The sequence below is a fragment of the Burkholderia sp. BE17 genome (assembly GCF_009362305.1).
Taxonomy (GTDB): domain Bacteria; phylum Pseudomonadota; class Gammaproteobacteria; order Burkholderiales; family Burkholderiaceae; genus Burkholderia; species Burkholderia pyrrocinia_C.
In genome coordinates this window covers 1-18,815 of sequence record NZ_WHNU01000057.1, presented here as the reverse complement: position 1 = coordinate 18,815, position 18,815 = coordinate 1, and the positions used below count along the sequence as shown (strand labels likewise).

At 69.9% G+C, this 18,815-nt stretch carries 14 protein-coding genes and 1 pseudogene; 9 read left to right on the top strand and 6 right to left on the bottom strand.

Translation table 11 applies throughout. From position 1 onward, the window contains the following. Window positions 1-33 precede the first annotated feature (33 nt). Window positions 34-1,338: an MFS transporter gene (locus GD429_RS35550; RefSeq protein WP_152864308.1), complete on the top strand. Its 1,305-nt coding sequence runs from the start codon at window positions 34-36 to the stop codon at window positions 1,336-1,338. Between the two features lie 40 nt (window positions 1,339-1,378). Further along, window positions 1,379-1,744 (top strand): DUF4180 domain-containing protein, encoded by a 366-nt coding sequence (locus GD429_RS35545; protein ID WP_152864306.1) that lies wholly within the window; start codon window positions 1,379-1,381, stop codon window positions 1,742-1,744. Window positions 1,745-1,863: 119 nt separating this feature from the next. On the opposite strand, the gene GD429_RS35540 is transcribed toward GD429_RS35545, so the two are convergent. From GD429_RS35540 to hemC, 3 genes are read right to left on the bottom strand one after another with little or no spacing between them, the layout of a single operon-like run. After that, window positions 1,864-3,051 (bottom strand): heme biosynthesis protein HemY, encoded by a 1,188-nt coding sequence (locus tag GD429_RS35540; protein ID WP_152864304.1) that lies wholly within the window; start codon window positions 3,049-3,051, stop codon window positions 1,864-1,866. A gap of 2 nt (window positions 3,052-3,053) precedes the next feature. Beyond that, on the bottom strand, window positions 3,054-5,024 hold the full coding sequence (gene hemDX / locus GD429_RS35535; protein ID WP_152864301.1) for a fused uroporphyrinogen-III synthase HemD/membrane protein HemX: 1,971 nt from the start codon (window positions 5,022-5,024) through the stop codon (window positions 3,054-3,056). Then, entirely contained in the window at window positions 5,024-6,025 is a 1,002-nt protein-coding gene (gene hemC, locus GD429_RS35530) for a hydroxymethylbilane synthase (RefSeq protein WP_152864299.1), read from the bottom strand. Before hemC ends, hemDX begins: the two co-directional genes overlap by 1 nt. Window positions 6,026-6,232: 207 nt before the next feature. Between hemC and ppc the strand changes: the two genes are divergently transcribed. Beyond that, window positions 6,233-9,238, top strand: a complete 3,006-nt coding sequence (gene ppc, locus GD429_RS35525) for a phosphoenolpyruvate carboxylase (RefSeq protein ID WP_321575099.1) — start codon at window positions 6,233-6,235, stop codon at window positions 9,236-9,238. A 138-nt stretch (window positions 9,239-9,376) separates the two neighbouring features. Here the strand turns inward: ppc and GD429_RS35520 are convergent, their stop codons facing one another. Continuing rightward, a complete protein-coding gene (locus tag GD429_RS35520) occupies window positions 9,377-10,129 on the bottom strand; it encodes a class I SAM-dependent methyltransferase (RefSeq protein ID WP_152864295.1) in 753 nt (250 codons plus the stop codon). 260 nt (window positions 10,130-10,389) lie between these two features. Between GD429_RS35520 and GD429_RS35515 the strand changes: the two genes are divergently transcribed. Further along, window positions 10,390-11,199 (top strand): helix-turn-helix transcriptional regulator, encoded by an 810-nt coding sequence (locus GD429_RS35515; protein WP_152864278.1) that lies wholly within the window; start codon window positions 10,390-10,392, stop codon window positions 11,197-11,199. Between the two features lie 6 nt (window positions 11,200-11,205). Here the strand turns inward: GD429_RS35515 and GD429_RS35510 are convergent, their stop codons facing one another. Then, window positions 11,206-12,204 carry a spore coat protein U domain-containing protein gene (locus tag GD429_RS35510; protein WP_152864276.1) on the bottom strand — a complete coding sequence of 333 codons (999 nt, stop codon included), beginning with the start codon at window positions 12,202-12,204 and terminating at the stop codon, window positions 11,206-11,208. Window positions 12,205-12,459: 255 nt separating this feature from the next. On the opposite strand from GD429_RS35510, the gene GD429_RS35505 reads away from it, so the two are divergent. The 5 genes and pseudogenes from GD429_RS35505 (at window position 12,460) to GD429_RS35485 (ending at window position 18,345) form a co-directional block, all read left to right on the top strand. Beyond that, the gene (locus GD429_RS35505; protein WP_152864274.1) at window positions 12,460-12,993 is read left to right on the top strand and encodes a spore coat U domain-containing protein; all 534 of its coding nucleotides are present in this window, start codon (window positions 12,460-12,462) and stop codon (window positions 12,991-12,993) included. A gap of 6 nt (window positions 12,994-12,999) precedes the next feature. Next, window positions 13,000-13,690 (top strand): annotated as a pseudogene (locus GD429_RS35500) (molecular chaperone). 33 nt (window positions 13,691-13,723) lie between these two features. Then, window positions 13,724-16,069, top strand: a complete 2,346-nt coding sequence (locus GD429_RS35495) for a fimbria/pilus outer membrane usher protein (RefSeq protein ID WP_415748973.1) — start codon at window positions 13,724-13,726, stop codon at window positions 16,067-16,069. Between the two features lie 88 nt (window positions 16,070-16,157). Then, window positions 16,158-17,567, top strand: coding sequence for an argininosuccinate lyase (argH, locus tag GD429_RS35490; RefSeq protein WP_152864270.1), 1,410 nt, complete (start codon window positions 16,158-16,160; stop codon window positions 17,565-17,567). A gap of 94 nt (window positions 17,568-17,661) precedes the next feature. Beyond that, complete coding sequence (locus tag GD429_RS35485) at window positions 17,662-18,345, top strand: HAD family hydrolase (protein ID WP_152864268.1); 684 nt, start codon at window positions 17,662-17,664, stop codon at window positions 18,343-18,345. A gap of 103 nt (window positions 18,346-18,448) precedes the next feature. On the opposite strand, the gene GD429_RS35480 is transcribed toward GD429_RS35485, so the two are convergent. Next, window positions 18,449-18,815, bottom strand: a 367-nt coding sequence (locus GD429_RS35480; RefSeq protein WP_152864266.1) for a lysozyme inhibitor LprI family protein, incomplete at its 5' end; no start/stop codon positions are given.

The window sequence follows — 18,815 nt, the reverse complement described above, 5'->3', positions numbered from 1 at the left end:
CTAAAGCGCCAACCTGGGTCGACAGGAGACAACATGGCAACATCTACGCAGTCGCTGCCGGGTTCGTCCGGCGCATTCGAGGAAGCAACCTACCGCAAGGTGTCGTGGCGGCTTACGCCGCTCCTGCTGCTGTGCTACGTGGTCGCGTACCTCGACCGCGTGAACGTCGGGTTCGCGAAGCTGCAGATGGCAAGCGACCTGAACCTGAGCGACACCGTCTACGGGCTCGGCGCCGGGATCTTCTTCTTCGGCTATTTCCTCTTCGAGGTACCGAGCAACATCATCCTGCACAAGGTCGGCGCGCGCGTGTGGATCGCACGCATCATGGCGACGTGGGGCGTGATCTCGATCCTGACGATGTTCGTCACGACGCCCACGATGTTCTACGTGATGCGCTTCCTGCTCGGGCTCGCCGAAGCCGGCTTCTTCCCCGGCGTGATCCTGTATCTCACCTACTGGTATCCCGCGCACCGGCGCGGCCGGATGACGACCTTCTTCATGACGGCAGTCGCGTTGTCCGGTGTGATCGGCGGGCCGCTCTCGGGCTTCATCCTGAAGGCGTTCAACGGCATCAGCGGGTGGCACGGCTGGCAATGGCTGTTCCTGCTAGAAGGCATCCCGTCGGTGCTGGTCGGCGTGGTCGTGTTTCTCAAGCTCGACGACCGGATCGCGAAGGCGAACTGGCTGACCGACGACGAAAAAGCGCTGCTCGCGCGCAACGTCGACGCGGAGGAAGCGACCAAGGAAGACCTGCCGCTCGGCGCCGTGATGTCGAGCCCGCGCGTGTGGCTGATGGCGCTGATCTACTTCTCGTTCGTGATGGGGCTCTACGGCGTCGGCTTCTGGCTGCCGACGATCATCAAGGCGACGGGCGTCACCGACACGTTCATGATCGGCCTGCTGTCGGCGATTCCGTATGCGGCTGCAGTGGTCGCGATGATCCTGATCGCGCGCAGCGCGGACAAGCGCCGCGAGCGCCGCTGGCACCTCGCGATTCCGGCCGCGATCGGCGCGCTGGGGCTCGTGCTGTCGGTGATCTGGGCGCACCAGACCGCGCTCGCGATGCTCGGCCTCACGCTCGCGACGATCGGCATCCTGACGACGTTGCCGCTGTTCTGGAGCCTGCCGACCGCGTTCCTCGGCGGTGCGGCCGCCGCGGCCGGCATCGCGATGATCAACTCGATCGGCAACCTCGCGGGCTTCCTGAGCCCCTACCTGATGGGCTGGCTCAAGCAGGCGACGGGCGCCAACGACGCGGGTATGTACATGCTCGCGGGGTTCCTCGTGCTCGGCGGGCTGCTCGCGCTGTCGGTGCCGAAGCGGCTCGTCGACAAATGATGCGCGGCGCGTAACGATCATGACGACGGAGCCAACCCGCATGCCCCACCGAATCGTTCAGGCAGCCGGCAGCCGCGTGCTGATCCGCGATCCTTCCGCCGGCCTCGTGCAGCGGGAAAGCGATGCGCTCGACCTCGTCGCGCTCGCGCACGAGCATGAGGCCGATTGGGTCGCGGTCCCCGCCGACGCGCTGCACGACGATTTCTACCGGCTCGACAGCGGACTGGCCGGCGCGGTGCTGCAAAAACTCGTCAACTACGGCGTCCGGCTCGGCGTGGTCGGCGACATCGACCGCTGGCTCACGCGCAGCGAAGCGCTTCGCGCGCTCGTTCGCGAGTCCAATCGCGGGAAATCGGTGTGGTTCGTCGCGAACGAGGACGACCTGCTGCGCAGGCTCGGCGCCTAGCGTGCGGCGCGCTCGGCGCCGGTTCGCATCGGACAAGAAAATGCCCCGAAGGCCATCCGGCGTTCGGGGCATGTGGCGCAGCGCAGCGGGCCGCCCTCGGCAGGCGGCCGCGGCCCGCGTCAGACCACGGTAATCGCGAGCGCGCTTTCGCGGTAGTGCTTCGCGGCCTTGTCGGTTTCGCCGAGCTGCTCGAACAAGCGCGCAAGTGCGCGATGCGTACGCACCTTCAGCGCCTCGTTGTCGGCCAGCTTCAGCGCCGCTTCGAGGAACGATTGCGCCTTGCCCCACAGTTGCTGCTGCTGGCAGAGACGGCCGAGCGCGAACAGTAGGTCGGCATCCTCCGGGTGATCCTTCTTCCACCCTTCCGCCTTCTGGATCAACGGCAGCGCGTCGGCGCCGGCCGTGTCCGGGTAACGGCGCAGCAGGCGTGCGTCCCAGTTATGCGCGAGCGCTTCCTCGACGATGCGGCGCGCTTCGTTGCGACGCTCGAGCGACACGAGCAGATCGGCGGCGAGATCGGCAAGACGCGGCGACTGGCGCTCGACCGGCGACAGCGATTGCCACACCTCGAGCAACGCGTCCGGATCATGCCGGCGTTCGCGCAGCAGGTTCTCGGCAGCTTGCTGGCGCAGCCGCACGGCCGCGGCCGGATGCAGCGCCTCGCGCTTCTCGAGCGCCTTCGCGAGCTTCAGCACCTCGGCCCAGTTCTTCAGCTGCTGCTGCGCGCGGAGCGCGACCTGCTGCGCATGGATGCGCTTGCCGCCCGCCTGCAGGTCGGCCAACGCGGCGAGCGCGCCGTCGGCATCGCGCGCGTCCGCGCGCATGTCGGCCGCGGCGAGCAGCCGCGCGTCCTGCCATTCGGGCGCGTCGACCTTCGACAGCCAGTCGTCGCGGCGCGTGTACTCGTGCATCCGGTGCGCGGCGGTGGCCGCGACGAGACTCGCGGCGCCCAGGTTCGCGTCGACCGACAGCGCGTCACGCGCGGCCTTCTCCGCACGCGAGAAGCGGCCCGCGTACAGGTTCGCGATCGCATCGCGCAGCGACGCCTGCGCCTTCTCGTTGCGCGAGCGCGCACGATACGCGGCGACCCGCTGCGGCATGCGCCAGATGTTACGCACGATGCGCAGCAGCGCATACACGACGATGAACAGCACGACGATGGCGATCACGAACAGGTTCAGCGACACGTCGACCCGGTACGGCGGATAGACGAGCAGCACCTGCCCCGCGTCGAAACGGCCGACGGTGGCGAGCGCCGCGGCGATCGCGAACAGGACCGCGAGCCAGACGATTCCTCGAAGCGTCATCGTTACCCCCGGCTCTTGAACTGCTGAACGGCGTTCAGGCTCGTGTTCAGGTTCGGCACCGCGACCGTCAGCGATGCGCCGTCAACCTGCTTGAGCAGATCCTCGACGGTCTGCATGTCCTTCGACGCCTGATCGAAATACTTCCCGAGCGACGCCTGCGCGGCGTGCAGGTCGGCCTTCATCGCGCTGTCGTTGCGCGCGAGCAGCGACAGCCGCGCGGTGAGCAGGCGCAGCTTCACGTTCTCGCGCACGAAGTAGCCCTGGTCGGGCGACGCGAGCATCGCGTCCGCGTTGTCGATCCGGCGCACCTGCACGAGGCCCTTCAACTGCTGGCCGAGACCGGCCGAAAAGTCGTGCCACCAGACCTTCCAGCGCGGCTCGCCGGCCACGGCCGGCGATGCGGCGTCGGCCGGCGCGGCCTTCGGCGCCGCGTGCGGCACGATCGCCTCGCCGGAAAGCGGCAGCGCGTCGATCTTGCCGATCGCGTCGTCGAGCTTGATCGCGAGGCCCGTGAGATCGGCCGCCGGCGCGGCCTTCAGTTTTTCGATGTCCAGCGCGAGCGCCTTGCGCACCGTGACGGCCTGCGCGCTCTGCGACGCCGCGAGGCGCGCGTCGGCGTTCTGCAGCGCGATCAGCGCGAGTTGCGTGTTGCCCGTCAGCTGAAGCTGCTGGCTCGCGCTCGACAGCATCTGGTCGACTTCCTCGAGCATCCACGCATCGCGGTTGCGCGACAGGTCCTGGTATTGCTGCTGCAGCGCATGCTGTGCGCTCTGCGCGTCGGCGAGCTTGCCGTCGAGCTGCGCGAGCTGCGTGTCGACCTGGTGCGTGCTCGCGAGCGCCTGCTCGGTCTTCATGCGCGTCTCGGCCGTCTGCGCGTCGAGCGCCTTCTGGCGCGCGACGAACGTGCCGTCGAGCCGGTCGATCTTGCGGTTCAGCGCATAGCCGCCGACTCCCGCCGCGCAGCCGAGCACGACGACGACGAACCACAGCAGCGCGCTGCCGCCGCGGCGCGCGCGCGGCTCGGGCGCGAGATAAGGGGGACTGGACGGCGGTGCGGATGCAGCGGCCGGCTGGGAAGCGACGCTTTTGGAATCGTTGGTATCTGTCATGCGTTTAGTCACCGGTGCGGCTGTCGCCGGTTGGACGGCCTCGTCGGCCATCGTTCGAAACGCGCGGACGATGCGCTCATCGCCCGCGCCGGTCAGCGTAATCCTATCAAAACCCAATGCGCGCGCGGTCTGCTCGATCCGCGGGTGCGGCGTCACGAGCGGCGCATGCTTCAGCGCGTCGATTTCGGCATCGTTCAGGTGCGCCCGCGCGAGTTCGTGCAGGTTGCGCACGCCTTCCGAGCTCGTGACGAGCCACGCATGCGGTTCGCCGTCGAGCAGCGCGTGCACGCGCTCCCACGCGCCGACGCGCGGCTCGGGCACGACGCGCCGGTACGCGGCGACGAGCGTGACGTCCGCGCCGGCCTCGCGCAGCCGGTCGGCGAGCCATTCGCGCCCGCCGTCGCCGCGCACGATCAGCACGCGCTTGGCCGCCAGCGCCTGCGCGCCGCCGAACGCGGCCTCGATGCAAGCGAACAGGCTTTCCGAATCGTAATGGGGCATGCCGCCGTCGGCCGGCGCCTGCGGCGCGATCACGCGATGCGCGGGCGCCGCGATGCCGTGCCGCTCGAGCGCCGCGACGCTGCCGGGCCCGACCACGCCGACCGGCAGCGCGTTCGGCCAGATCGCGCCGTACTGCGCGAGCGCGCGGTCGATCGCGTTCGGCGACACGAAAATCACGAGCGCGTAGTCGGCAAGCGCCGCAAACGCGGCGTCGAGCGGCGCCGGATCGTCGACCGGCGCGATATCGATCAGCGGGAATTCGAGCACGTCGCAGCCGGCATCGGCCAATTGCGACGCGAGTGCGTCCGACTGGCCGTCCGGGCGCGTCAGGACGGCGGTGAACGCGCGCGCGCCGCCCGCCATCAGGCGTCGCCCTTGCCGGCCTGCGAGCCGGCGAGCAGCGCCTTGACGATGTCGAGCGCGCCTTGCGCCTCGAGCTCGTCGGACACCGCGCGGCCGAGCGCGAGCGCATCGGCGACGGTCACGACGGCTGCGCACTCGTCGGCCGTCAGCACGCGCTTGCCGTCGGTCGTCGACACGCGGCCCGTCAGGTACAGTTCGCCCGCTCGCCACACCGCGTGCGCGGCGAGCGGCACCTCGCAGCTGCCGCCGAGCGCGCGCGACACCATCCGCTCGGCCTCGACCGCGAGCGCGGTCCGCGGATCGTGCAGCGGCGCGAGCCATGCGGCGACGTCGTCGCGGTGCGTGGCGATCTCGATGCCGAGCGCACCCTGGCCGGCCGCGGGCGGGCTGGCTTCGACGTCGATGAGCGCGCGGATCCGCGCGTCGAGGCCGAGGCGCTTCAGGCCGGCGGCCGCGAGGATGATCGCCGCGTAGTCGCCGCGGTCGAGCTTCGCGAGGCGCGTATCGAGGTTGCCGCGCAGCGGCAGCACGTCGAGATGCGGATAGCGTGCGCGCAACATCGCTTCGCGGCGCAGGCTCGACGTGCCGACGACCGCGCCGGCCGGCAGCGTGTCGAGCGACGCGTAGTCGTTCGACACGAACGCGTCGCGCGGATCCTCGCGCTCCATGATCGCGGCGAGCGAGAAGCCGTCGGGCAGCGCCATCGGCACGTCCTTCAGCGAATGCACGGCGAGATCGGCGCGGCCGTCGGCGAGCGCATTCTCCAGTTCCTTCACGAACAGCCCCTTGCCGCCGACCTTCGACAGCGTGCGATCGAGAATCTGGTCGCCGCGGGTCGTCATCCCGAGGATTTTCACGTCACAAGCTGGATATAATTTGCGCAGCGCATCACGCACATGTTCGGCTTGCCACATCGCCAGGCGGCTCTCGCGCGAAGCAATCGTCAACGTCGCGGGCGGCTGTGCCTGTTGCGGCCCGGCCGCAAGGGTCTCGGAATTCATTGCTGGAACATCGAAGGACGGGATTGAAGATCGAACAATGGTAGCACGCACGCCCCGGCCCGCCCGGGCCCGGAGCCTGCGCCCGGCCGGCCGCTGCGCGGGTCGCGGCGCCGATGCGCGGATGTGCCGCACGTAGCTGGTTGCTTGACCGCAGTTCCGCAGTTTCCGCAGTTCCTTTTGACTCGAGCTTTCCCAAGGAAACCCATCGTGAAGTCTTCCGGATCGGCGCGTACGGCGCGCCGCAATGCTGCCCTGTCCTCCTCCGACGCCCCGACGGACACCGTCGCCATCGCCGCGAACGGCCGTGCGAAAACGGCAACGAAACCGAAAGACCCGATACGTCAGACAAAACGCGCGACGACAGCCGCCGGCCCGGCTGCCCGCGCGCCGAAGTCCGGCACGCGCACGCGCGACGACAAGGACCGCCCGCTGTTCGAGGACATCCGCTTCCTCGGCCGCCTGCTCGGCGACGTCGTGCGCGAGCAGGAAGGCGACACCGTGTTCGACGTCGTCGAGACGATCCGCCAGACCGCGGTCAAGTTCCGCCGCGAGGACGACAGCGAAGCCGCGCAGACGCTCGAGAAGAAGCTGCGCAAGCTGACGCCGGAGCAGACGGTGAGCGTCGTGCGCGCGTTCAGCTATTTCTCGCATCTCGCGAACATCGCGGAAGACCGCCACCACAACCGCCGCCGCCGCATCCACGCGCTGGCCGGCTCCGCGCCGCAGCCCGGCACGGTCGCTTACGCGCTCGATCAGCTCAAGACGACCGGCAACGCATCGAAGCGCCTGCTTCAGCGCTTCTTCGACGATGCGCTGATCGTGCCGGTGCTGACCGCGCACCCGACCGAAGTGCAGCGCAAGAGCATCCTCGACGCGCAGCACGACATCGCCCGCCTGCTTGCCGAGCGCGACCAGGAGCTGACCGCGCGCGAGCGCCAGCACAACGAATCGATGCTGCGCGCGCGCGTGACCGCGCTGTGGCAGACGCGCATGCTGCGCGACGCGCGCCTGACGGTCGGCGACGAGATCGAGAACGCGCTGTCGTACTACCGCGCGACGTTCCTCGACGAGCTGCCCGCGCTGTACGGCGACATCGAGGCCGCGCTCGCCGAGCACGGCCTGCAGGCGCGCGTGCCCGCGTTCTTCCAGATGGGCAGCTGGATCGGCGGCGATCGCGACGGCAACCCGAACGTGACGGCGACGACGCTCGACGAGGCGATCAACCGCCAGGCCGCGGTGATCCTCGAGCACTATCTGGAACAGGTGCACAAGCTCGGCGCCGAGCTGTCGGTGTCGAACCTGCTGGTCGGTGCGAACGACGCCGTGAAGGCGCTCGCGGCCGCATCGCCCGACCAGTCGCCGCACCGCGTCGACGAACCGTATCGCCGCGCGCTGATCGGCATCTACACGCGGCTCGCCGCGAGCGCGCGCGTGCGCCTGGGCGAAGGCACGGTGCCCGTGCGCAGCGCGGGCCGCGGCGCGCCGCCCGTGCGCGCGATCCCGTATGCGGATTCCGAAGCGTTCGTCGCCGACCTCAAGGTGCTGACCGCGTCGCTCGACGAACACCACGGCACGTCGCTCGCCGCGCCTCGCCTCGCGCCGCTCGTGCGTGCCGCCGAGGTGTTCGGCTTCCATCTCGCGAGCATCGACCTGCGCCAGAGCTCCGACATCCATGAAGCGGTGGTCGCCGAGCTGTTCGCGCGCGCGGGCGTCGAGGCCGACTACGCGGCGCTCGCCGAGGAAGACAAGCTCCGCGTGCTGCTCGCCGCGCTCGCCGACCCGCGCCCGCTGCGCTCGCCGTACTTCGAATACTCGGCGCTCGCGCAAAGCGAGCTCGGCGTGTTCGAGAAGGCGCGCGAGGTGCGTGCGCAATTCGGCGCGCGCGCGGTGCGCAACTACATCATTTCGCATACGGAAACCGTCAGCGACCTCGTCGAGGTGCTGCTGCTGCAGAAGGAGACGGGGCTGCTCGAAGGCGCGCTCGGCGTGCCCGGCGGCCATGCGAGGAACAGCCTGATGGTGATTCCGCTGTTCGAGACGATCCCCGACCTGCGCGACGCGTCGCGCATCATGCGCGAATACTTCGCACTGCCGGGCGTCGATGCGCTGATCGCGCACCAGGGCGCCGAGCAGGAAGTGATGCTCGGCTACTCGGACAGCAACAAGGACGGCGGCTTCCTCACGTCGAACTGGGAGCTGTATCGCGCGGAACTCGCGCTCGTCGACCTGTTCCGCGACCGCAAGATCACGCTGCGGCTGTTCCACGGCCGCGGCGGCACGGTCGGCCGCGGCGGCGGCCCGACCTACCAGGCGATCCTGTCGCAGCCGCCGGGCACCGTGAACGGCCAGATCCGCCTGACCGAACAGGGCGAGGTGATCGCGAGCAAGTTCGCGAACCCCGAGATCGGCCGGCGCAACCTCGAGACGGTCGTCGCCGCGACCCTCGAGGCATCGCTGCTGCCGCAGTCGAACGCGCCCGCGCAACTGCCCGCGTTCGAGGCCGCGATGCAGACGCTGTCCGACTCGGCGATGGCCGCGTACCGCGCGCTCGTCTACGAAACGCCGGGCTTCACCGACTACTTCTTCTCGTCGACGCCGATCACCGAGATCGCCGAGCTGAACATCGGCAGCCGCCCGGCTTCGCGCAAGCTGCAGGATCCGAAGCAGCGCAAGATCGAGGATCTGCGCGCGATTCCGTGGGGCTTCTCGTGGGGCCAGTGCCGGCTGCTGCTGACGGGCTGGTACGGCTTCGGCAGCGCGGTGAGCGCGTATCTCGACGGCGCGCAGGATGAAGCCGAACGTACGAAGCGCGTTGCGCTGCTGAAGAAGATGAACAAGACCTGGCCGTTCTTCTCGAACCTGATGTCGAACATGGACATGGTGCTGGCGAAGACCGACCTCGCGGTCGCGTCGCGCTATGCGCAGCTCGTCTCCGACCGCAAGCTGCGCAAGCACGTGTTCGAGCGGATCGTCGCGGAATGGGAGCGCACGTCGAACGCGCTGGCGGAAATCACCGGGCACGAAGGCCGCCTCGCGACCAACCCGCTGCTCGCGCGCTCGATCAAGAACCGCTTCCCGTATCTCGATCCGCTGAATCACCTGCAGGTCGAGCTGATCAAGCGCCACCGCGCGGGCGACACGAACGCGCGGCTGCGCCGCGGGATTCACCTGACGATCAACGGGATCGCGGCCGGCCTGCGCAACACGGGCTGATCCGCATGCGGCGCGGGCCCGTTCCGCACCGGCCGGCATCGCAAAAGCCGCGCTACGCCACCTTACCCACGGTGCGTAGCGCGGCTTTTTTTCATCGGGAGGCCGGCGGGCATCGGCGTGCCGTGCCGGCCGGCCCGGTCAATGTGCGTCGATCAGCAGCGCGTCATGCTCGAACGAACCGTCGGGCTGCACCGCGTAATAGCCGCGTACCTCGTCGGGCGCGTGCGCCCACAGCGCGCGGATCCCGGTGACGCTGTCGGCCGGCGTGCGGATGCGCGCGACCCACGTATCGAAATCGATCGGCAGCCGCCAGCGGCTGTGCACGTGCGCATCGAAACCGGCATCGCGGAACATCGCGAGCCATTCGTCCGTGCGGTAGTCGCGCACGTGCGACGCGTCGCGCAGCACTTCGGCGGCCTGCAGGTACGTGTCGAGCAGCGGATGGTCGTTGCCCGCGATGTCGATCATCAGCACGCGGCCGCCCGGTTTCAGCACGCGGCGCACCTCGGCGAGCGCCGCGCGCATGTCGTGCCAGTGGTGCGCGCTCATCCGGCTCACGACCCAGTCGAACGTCGCCGTGTCGAACGGCAGCCGTTCCGCCGGGCCCTGCTGCGTGCGGATGTTCGCGAGCCCGCGCTCGCGCGCGGCCGCGTCGACGGTCGCGAGCATCGGCGCGGCGAGATCGTATGCGACCACGTCGCGCACGTGCGGCGCGACCGCGAAGCTCGCGTGGCCGGCGCCGCAGCCGAGATCGAGCACCGCGGCATCGGGCGTCGCACGCACCGCGTCGGCGAGCGTCTGCAGATCGGCGCCCGTCGCGTGGACCGTGCTCGTCAGATAGGCGGCGGCCGTCGTGCCGAATGCGTCGGCGACCTGCTCGTGGTGTTTCATCGTTCGCTCCTTTGTGCTGTCGACCGGGGTGGGCGCTTCAGCGCTTGTGTCGGCTGGAGTAGGTGCTTCAGCACTTACTCCGGCCCCATGCTTCGCATCCGGCCCCTGCAACGCGTTTTGTGGGACGCCCGCTGCCTGCCAGCGCGCGAGCCGCTACAATAGGCTTGCGTTTGTACCAGTACAAGTTAAGTAGTTATTCTGGTATTCGATACACCTGTCTGATCGTTGCAGCATCCTCGCCCCCATTTCGCCGTTTCCGCATGAACCAGCCGTCCTCCGCCTCTGTCCCTCCGCTCGACGCCACGCCCGCCCGCGCGCTCGGCGAATTCATCCGCGCCCACCGCGAGCGGCTGTCGCCGCAGGCCGTCGGCCTGCCGCCCGGCCCGCGCCGCCGCACGCCTGGGCTGCGGCGCGAGGAAGTCGCGCAACTGTGCGGCGTCAGCCCGACCTGGTACACGTGGATCGAACAGGGTCGCCCGGTGTCGGCGTCGGCCGACGCGCTCGCGCGAATCGCCGTCGCGCTGCAGTTGTCGAAGGCCGAGCGCGCGTACCTGTTCGAACTGGCCGCGCAGCGCGATCCGGCCGAGCCCGACGTCGCGGGCGGCGACCTGCCGCCGACGCTCGCCGCGACCGTCGCGGCGATCGCGACACCCGCGTACGTGCTCGACCGGCAATGGAACGCGCTCGCGTGGAACGCGCCGGCCGCCGCGCTGTTTTCCGGCTGGCTCGACGGCGAGCACGACCGCAACCTGCTGCGCTTCACGTTCATGTCGCCGGCCGCGCGCACGCTGATCGTCGACTGGGAAACCCGCGCGCGGCGGCTCGCGGCCGAATTCCGCGCCGATTCGATCCGCCACCTGGCCGACGCGCCGACCCGCGCGCTGATCGACGCGCTGACCGCCGGCAGCGACGCGTTCGCGCAGTACTGGGCGTCGCAGGACGTGTTCGAGCGCGAAGGCGGCCTGCGCGAATTCGACCATCCGGCCGACGGCCGCCTCGTGTACCAGCAAATCACGCTGAAACCCGCGCACCGCGAGGACCTGAAGCTGGTCGTGCTGGTGCGCGACTGAGCCGGCTCAAAAACTGATCGTCGCGGTGATCGTGTCGCTGTAGTTGCCCGGCGCGGGCGTCGCCTGCGCAGGCACGCGGCCGTAGACGGTGAGCGCCTGCGCGAACCCGCTGCCGGTGCCGGTCGCCATCGACGTGCCGCCGGTGCCGTCGCCCCATGGCGTCGTCAAGCCGCTGTCCTGGTAGAGCTGATAGCCTACCGAGCCGCCGCCGCCCGAGCGCTGCATCGTACGGGCCGCCACGTTGCCGCTGCTGCCGCCGTTCAGCGCGATCTGGAACGCATCGCCGTTCGTGCATTGCGCGCTGATCGAGCCGCTCGCCGTCAGCGCCGACGCGAGCACGCCCGTTGCGGGAAACGCAACATTCGTCGCACTGATGAAGCAATTGTTCACGATGGTCGCGTTCGTCGAATACGCGAACGTGCCCGCCGACGCCTGCGACGTGCATGGCACCAGCTGGATGCCGAGCAGCGCGAAGTTGTAGCTGTACGACGCCTGGTTCCCGGCGAACGTCTGCGAGTACAGCGTGCTGCTGTTGTTCACGCTCGGCACGGTCGGCTGGTTCGGCGCGATGCGGCCGTAAACGGTCAGGGTCGCGTTCGCGCTCGTGCCGATCCCCGGCTTCGCCAGCGTGACCGACATCGGCGTCGTGCCGCTGGCGACCGCGCCCCAGACCTGCGTATAGCCGTTGTCCTGGTACAGGTCGTACTGCATCTGGTTGGCCCCGTTCGTCATCGCGCGCGGGCTCGTGGCGCCGAGATTCAGGCAGACCAGCGCGGTCGTGTTGAGACTCAACGTATCCCACGTGCACGTCACGCCCACCGTGCTGGTCGTCGTGTACGCTGCCTGCGTGATCGGGCTGACCGAACCGAAGCTCGTGGTCTGCGCGCTCACCGTGCAGCTGTCCGCCTGCGCGGACAGCCACGGCCCGCACAGCAGCGCGGCCAGCAGCCAGCACGCCACCCGATGCAGATACCGGTATGCCCGCAAGACCCGCTGCTCTGTCATGGTTTTCCCCACGGAAAAGCGTTCGTTACGGTGGCGGCCCACCTGCCGCCCCCTACTGTTGATCCAGATCAAGCCGCCCGCCTGCACAATATGCAGAAAATGCGAACCAGTCAGCATTTCTACCATTGCATGCAACCAAATGCTTAGAGTAGTCTAGTCAGACGAATATGCGGTTCCGTCGACACGGCGGCGCATCACGCGGTTCGGGCACCGCGGGCCGGGGCGACACTCCCTGAACGGCTGGAGACCATCACAATGAACGCCATCACGCGTCACGGGCTGTCCACCGCCATCGCGGCGGCCATCGCACTCACCCCGGCCTGGCGCCCTGTCGCCGCCGCCGTCTATTCCAACGGCACGGCCACCGCGCAATTCAACGTCACGCTGACCATCCAGGCGAACTGCGCGGTCAACGCGAACGCGCTCGCATTCGGCACCTCGGGCGTACTGACGGCCGCGATCAACCAGCAGACCACGCTCTCCATCACCTGCAGCAACACGACGCCCTACAACGTCGGGCTCGATGCGGGCGGCGTCTCCGGCTCGACGGTCAGCGCGCGGCTGATGGCCGGCACGACCAGCGGCAACACCGGCACGACGGTCGGTTTCCAGCTGTTCCAGGACAGCGGCCACACGACGATCTGGGGGAACACGCAGGGCACCGACACCGTCGGCGGCACCGGCAACGGCTCCGCCCAGACGCTCAACGTATACGGCCAGGTGCAGACGCAAGCCACCCCGACACCGGACACCTACCAGGCCACCGTCACCGCGACCGTCTACTTCTGACCCGCCGTGGCGATCGGCCCCCGGTTTGTCGCCGCGCTGTGCGCCGCGTCGGCTGCAACCGCGCCGGCCGCGACGCTGCAGATTTCTCCGGTAACGCTCGAGCTGTCGCCGTCGGTCGCGGCGGCGGGCGTCACGCTCAGCAATTCGGGCGTGCAGCCGATCTACGGCCAGGTGCGCACGTTCCGCTGGACCCAGGAGAACGGCGAGGACGTGCTGACGCCGACCGATTCGCTCGCCGCGTCGCCGCCGTTGCTGCAGATCGGCGCGAACGCCGAGCAGTTGATCCGCCTCGTGCGCACCACGCGCGCGAGCCCCGCCACGGAGGAAAGCTATCGCGTGCTGATCGACGAGCTGCCCGCGCCCGGCACACCGGCCCAGAACGGCATCACGATCCGCGTGCGCTACTCGGTGCCCGTGTTCGTCGAACCCGTCGCACCGCCCACCCCGCCGCAGCTCGACTGGCGTATCGAGGCCGATTCGCAGGGCCTGCGGCTGTCGGTCGCGAATCTCGGCGGCCGGCGCGCGCAGCTCTCCGCGGTACAGCTCGTCGATGCGCACGGCAACGCGCACGAAGTCGCGCGCGGGCTGCTCGGCTACGCACTGGCCGCTCAAGCTCGACGCGCGCCCGTCGCCGTTCGTGAAAGTCCGCGCGACGGTGAACACGCAACCCGTCGAGGCCCGGCTGACGCCGCGCTGAATCCGGCGCTGGCGCCCTCCCGCCCCGTTGCGCGTGCCGACGACGCGACATGCCCATCGAACGACGCCAGCCAGGCGCTACGCGTGGCTCGCAGCCCTCACGCTGGCGCTGCGCGCGGGCACCGCAGGCGCGCAGCCGGCCCCCGAGCTGCCCCCTTCCGCCGCCCCGGAGCCCGGCGTGCTGTACCTCGACGTGTCGATCAACGGCGAGCCGACCCACCGGATCGCGCGCTTCCGGCAGGTCGACGGACACCTGTTCGCGGCGTCGGCCGACCTGAACGACCTCGGCATCGCAAGCGGCGACCGCGCGCAGCCGCTGTCGAACACGCCGGTCGCGCTCGACGCGCTCGCGGGCCTGCGCTACGACTACGATCCGGGCCGCCAGACGATCGACCTGCACGTGCCCGACGCGCTGCGCATTCCGCACACGTTCGACGCGCGCGGGCTCGCCGCCACGCCGCCCGCGACGTCCGGCCGGGGCATCGTGCTGAACTACGACGCATACGCGCAGACCGCCGCGCATGCGCCGCTCGCGGTGTGGACCGAGGCGCGCTACTTCGATCCGGCCGGCGTGTTCAGCAACACCGGCATCGGCTACTTCCGTCGCGACGGGCAGCGCTACATGCGCTACGACACGTCGTGGACGGTGTCCGACCCGCGCACGCTCACGACGACCCAATTCGGCGACACCATCTCGTCGTCGCTGTCGTGGACCCGCTCGTTGCGCATCGGCGGCGTGCAGTGGCGCAGCAACTTCGGCCTGCGCCCCGATCTCGTGACCTTCCCGGTGCCGGCGCTGTCGGGCAGCGCGGTCGTGCCGTCGGCGGTCGACCTGTACGTGAACAACGTGCGTCAGTTCAGCGGCAACGTGCCGGGCGGCCCGTTCGTGATCAATAGCGTGCCGGGCATCACCGGCGCCGGCAACGCGACGGTGATCACGCGCGACGCGCTCGGCCGCACGATCGCCACGTCGATCCCGCTCTACGTCGACACGCGCCTGCTCGCGCCCGGCCTAGCCAGCTATTCGGTGGAGGCGGGCTTCCTGCGCCGCGCATACGGCCAGGACGCGTTCGACTATGCGCGCACGCCGGCCGCGAGCGGATCGGTGCGCTACGGCGTCACCGAGCGGCTGACGGCCGAGGCACACGCCGAGGCGACGAGCGGCGTCTACAACGTCGGCGCGGGCGTGCTCGCGCGCATCGGCGGCGGGGGCGTCGCGAACGCGTCGCTGGCCGTCGGCGCCGGGCGCTTCTCCGGCGCGCAGGCCGGCCTCGGCTACCAGTACGTGACGCCGCGCTTCTCGGTCGACGCGCAGACGCTGCGCGCGTTCGGCGGCTACGGCGACCTCGGCGCGCGCGAAGGCACGCCGGTCGCGACCGTCAGCGACCGCGTGACGGTGTCGTTCCCGTTCCTCCGCGCGCAGACGCTGTCGTTCAGCTATCTCGGCCTCAAATACCCGGGCGCGCCTGCGTCGCGGATCGGCTCGGCGGCGTGGTCGGTCAACGTCGGGATGCTCGCGTCGATGACCGTCAGCGCATTCCAGGATTTCCGGCAGCACAACGCGCGCGGCTTCTTCGTCAGCCTGAGCGTCGGCCTCGGCGACAACACGTCGATCGCGGCGAGCGTCGGCCGGCAGAACGGCGAGTCGACCCGCGCGGTCAGCGCGTCGCGCGCGCCCGACTACGACGGCGGCTTCGGCTGGAACGTGCAGGCCGGCGAAAACGGCCCGCTGCGCTACGGCCAGGGGCAGTTGCAATACCTGGGCCGCGCGGGCCAGGTCACGCTGCTCGGACAGTCGTTCGGCGGGCAGCGCGACGCGTCGGTCGACGTGACCGGCGCGCTCGTGCTGATGAACGGCCAGTTGCTGACGTCGCGCCGCATCGACGACGGCTTCGCCCTCGTGTCGACCGATGCCGGGCGCGTGCCGGTGCTGCACCAGAACCGGCCGATCGGCGAGACCGACCGCACGGGCTACCTGCTGGTGCCCGATCTGAGCGCGTACCAGCACAATCGCGTCGCGATCGACGGCACGACGCTGCCGGCCGATGCGCGCATCGCGGACACGACGCTCGACGTCGTGCCGCAGGCCCGCTCGGGCGTGCTCGCGCGCTTCCCGGTCACGCGCTACCGCGCGGCGTCGATCGCGCTGCGCACGCCGGACGGCGCGCCGCTGCCGCCCGGCCTCGACGTCCTGCACGTCGAAAGCGGCCAGCGCACGATCGTCGGCTACGACGGCCTCACGTTCGTCGACGGCCTCGCCGCGGACAATCATCTGGAGATTTCCGGCGGCGGACGCCGCTGCGGCGTCGAATTCGCGTACCGGCGGCCGGACGACGGCACGCTGCCGCGCATCGGCCCGCTGACCTGCACGCCCCGCTAGCCCGCGCCGGCCGCCGGGCCCGCAAATGTTAGAATCGCGGGATTCCCTCGGCGGCGCACGCCGCCCAACTCCCCTTCGAAGAATCGCCATGACGTCCCAACTGCACAAAAAGGGCGAGGCCTGGTCGGCCCGCTTCTCGGAACCGATGTCGGAGCTGGTCAAGCGCTATACGTCGTCGGTGTTTTTCGACAAGCGCCTCGCGCTCGTCGACATCGCCGGCTCGCTCGCGCACGCGAACATGCTCGCCGCGCAGAAGATCATCAGCGCCGACGACCTGGCCGCGATCGAACGCGGGATGGCGCAGATCAAGGGCGAGATCGAGCGCGGCGAATTCGAATGGCAGCTCGACCTCGAGGACGTCCACCTGAACATCGAGGCGCGCCTGACCGCGCTGATCGGCGATGCCGGCAAGCGCCTGCACACGGGCCGCTCGCGCAACGACCAGGTCGCGACCGACATCCGCCTGTGGCTGCGCGGCGAGATCGACCGCATCGGCGGCCTGCTGAACGACCTGCGCGGCGCGCTGCTCGACCTCGCCGAGCAGAACGCCGACACGATCATGCCGGGCTTCACGCACCTGCAGGTCGCGCAGCCCGTCACGTTCGGCCACCACCTGCTCGCGTACGTCGAGATGTTCTCGCGCGACGCGGAGCGCATGCGCGACTGCCGCACGCGCGTGAACCGCCTGCCGCTCGGCGCGGCCGCACTCGCGGGCACGAGCTACCCGATCGACCGTCACGCGGTCGCGAAGACGCTCGGCTTCGACGGCATCTGCGCGAACTCGCTCGACGCCGTGTCGGATCGCGATTTCGCGATCGAATTCACGGCGGCCTCCGCGCTCGTGATGACGCACGTGTCGCGCTTCTCCGAGGAACTCGTGCTGTGGATGAGCCCGCGCGTCGGCTTCATCGACATCGCCGACCGCTTCTGCACGGGCAGCTCGATCATGCCGCAGAAGAAGAACCCGGACGTGCCGGAACTCGCGCGCGGCAAGACGGGCCGCGTGAACGGCCACCTGATGGCGCTGCTGACGCTGATGAAGGGCCAGCCGCTCGCGTACAACAAGGACAACCAGGAAGACAAGGAACCGCTGTTCGACACGGTCGACACCGTCGCCGACACGCTGCGGATCTTCGCCGAAATGGTAGCGGGCATCACCGTGAAGCCGGACGCGATGCGCGCAGCCGCGCTGCAGGGCTTCTCGACCGCCACCGACCTCGCCGACTACCTCGTGAAGCGCGGCCTGCCGTTCCGCGACGCGCACGAAGCCGTCGCGCACGCGGTGCGGATCTGCGACGACCGCGGCATCGATCTCGCCGACCTGACGCTCGACGAGATGAAGCAGGAACTGCCGAACGTCGCGCACCTGATCGGCGACGACGTGTTCGGCTACCTGACGCTCGAGGGTTCGGTCGCCAGCCGCAACCATCCGGGCGGCACCGCACCCGACCAGGTGCGTGCGGCGGTCAAGGCTGCCCGCGCCGCGCTCGGCCGGTAAGCCCGCTGTTCCGGACGGACGCCTTCGGCGTCCGTCGTTCATTCGGGCGGCCGTCGCGCCGCCCATTGCCTGCCCCGCTTCCCGGATGTCGCCGATGACCTTTTCCGCCGCACTCTTCGACATGGACGGCCTGCTCGTCGATTCCGAGCGGACCATCATGAACACGTGGATCGACGTGTCGAATGCGCACGGTGTCGCGCTGACGGCCACCGACTACCTGCAGATCGTCGGCCGCTCGTTCGCCGAAGGCCAGGTCATCCTGGCGCGACTGATCGGCAATCCCGATACGTTCGACGCCGTGCGCATCCGCGTACGCGAACAGCTTGCGTCGCCCGAGCCCCATCCGAAGTTCCCGTTGAAGCCCGGTGCGTTCGCGCTGCTCGACACGCTCGCGCAAGCCGGCATTCCGTGCGCGGTCGCGTCGTCGTCCGCGTGCGACGTGATCCGCGCGCGGCTCGACGCGGTCGGCGTGCTGCCGTTCTTCCGCGCGATCGCGGGCGGCGACGAAGTCGCGCGCGGCAAGCCCGACCCGGCCGTCTACCGGCTCGCGGCCGAACGCCTCGGCGTGCCGGCACATACGTGCGTCGCGTTCGAGGACAGCGACTTCGGCGCGCAGTCGGCCGCCGGCGCGGGCGCGTCGGTCGTCACGGTGCCCGACCTGAAGGCGCCGACGCCCGAGATCGTCGCGCTGAGCCTGCACGTGCTCGCATCGCTCGACGATGCGGTCGCGCTCGTGCCGTCGTGGTTCGGCCGGTACGACCCGCAACGGCCCGCATAGGCGCGCGCGCGAAACGCGGCGCATCGCACGCCGCCAAATGCAAACGGGCACCCTCGGGTGCCCGTTTCGTTTTGCCGCCGAACGACCGGCGTCGCGACGGCTGTTACTTGTTGCCGGCCGTCTCCGACAGCCCCTTCATCGTCGCGATGCGCGCGCCGATCAGGTCGACGCGACCGTCCTCGCCGACGAGCGGCGCCGTCGCATCGCGGAACGCGACCCACGCGCGCTGCGCGCGCACCAGCGTCGCGGCCGAATGCGCCGGCATCTTGCGGCGCAGCTTCTGGTAATAGCGGTTCAGGTCGAACAGCGCGTGCTCGCACGCGGCATCCTGTTCGCACGGCCGCACTCGGCGCACGGCCGGATCGCGCGGCGCGCTCGCCGCCGGCTTGCCGTTCGACGCGGCCCCGCCCTGGGCCGCGCCCTCGGCCGCGCTCGCGCCGCCCTGCGTGGCGCTCGTGGCCGCGACCGGT

What these genes read in the sequence shown, in the direction of transcription:
- GD429_RS35550 (WP_152864308.1), top strand. Translation starts at nt 34, where the DNA reads ATGGCAACATCTACGCAGTCGCTGCCGGGTTCGTCCGGCGCATTCGAG.
- GD429_RS35545 (WP_152864306.1), top strand. Translation starts at nt 1,379, where the DNA reads ATGCCCCACCGAATCGTTCAGGCAGCCGGCAGCCGCGTGCTGATCCGC.
- GD429_RS35540 (WP_152864304.1), bottom strand. Translation starts at nt 3,051, where the DNA reads ATGACGCTTCGAGGAATCGTCTGGCTCGCGGTCCTGTTCGCGATCGCC.
- hemDX (WP_152864301.1), bottom strand. Translation starts at nt 5,024, where the DNA reads ATGGCGGGCGGCGCGCGCGCGTTCACCGCCGTCCTGACGCGCCCGGAC.
- hemC (WP_152864299.1), bottom strand. Translation starts at nt 6,025, where the DNA reads ATGAATTCCGAGACCCTTGCGGCCGGGCCGCAACAGGCACAGCCGCCC.
- GD429_RS35520 (WP_152864295.1), bottom strand. Translation starts at nt 10,129, where the DNA reads ATGAAACACCACGAGCAGGTCGCCGACGCATTCGGCACGACGGCCGCC.
- GD429_RS35515 (WP_152864278.1), top strand. Translation starts at nt 10,390, where the DNA reads ATGAACCAGCCGTCCTCCGCCTCTGTCCCTCCGCTCGACGCCACGCCC.
- GD429_RS35510 (WP_152864276.1), bottom strand. Translation starts at nt 12,204, where the DNA reads ATGACAGAGCAGCGGGTCTTGCGGGCATACCGGTATCTGCATCGGGTG.
- GD429_RS35505 (WP_152864274.1), top strand. Translation starts at nt 12,460, where the DNA reads ATGAACGCCATCACGCGTCACGGGCTGTCCACCGCCATCGCGGCGGCC.
- argH (WP_152864270.1), top strand. Translation starts at nt 16,158, where the DNA reads ATGACGTCCCAACTGCACAAAAAGGGCGAGGCCTGGTCGGCCCGCTTC.
- GD429_RS35485 (WP_152864268.1), top strand. Translation starts at nt 17,662, where the DNA reads ATGACCTTTTCCGCCGCACTCTTCGACATGGACGGCCTGCTCGTCGAT.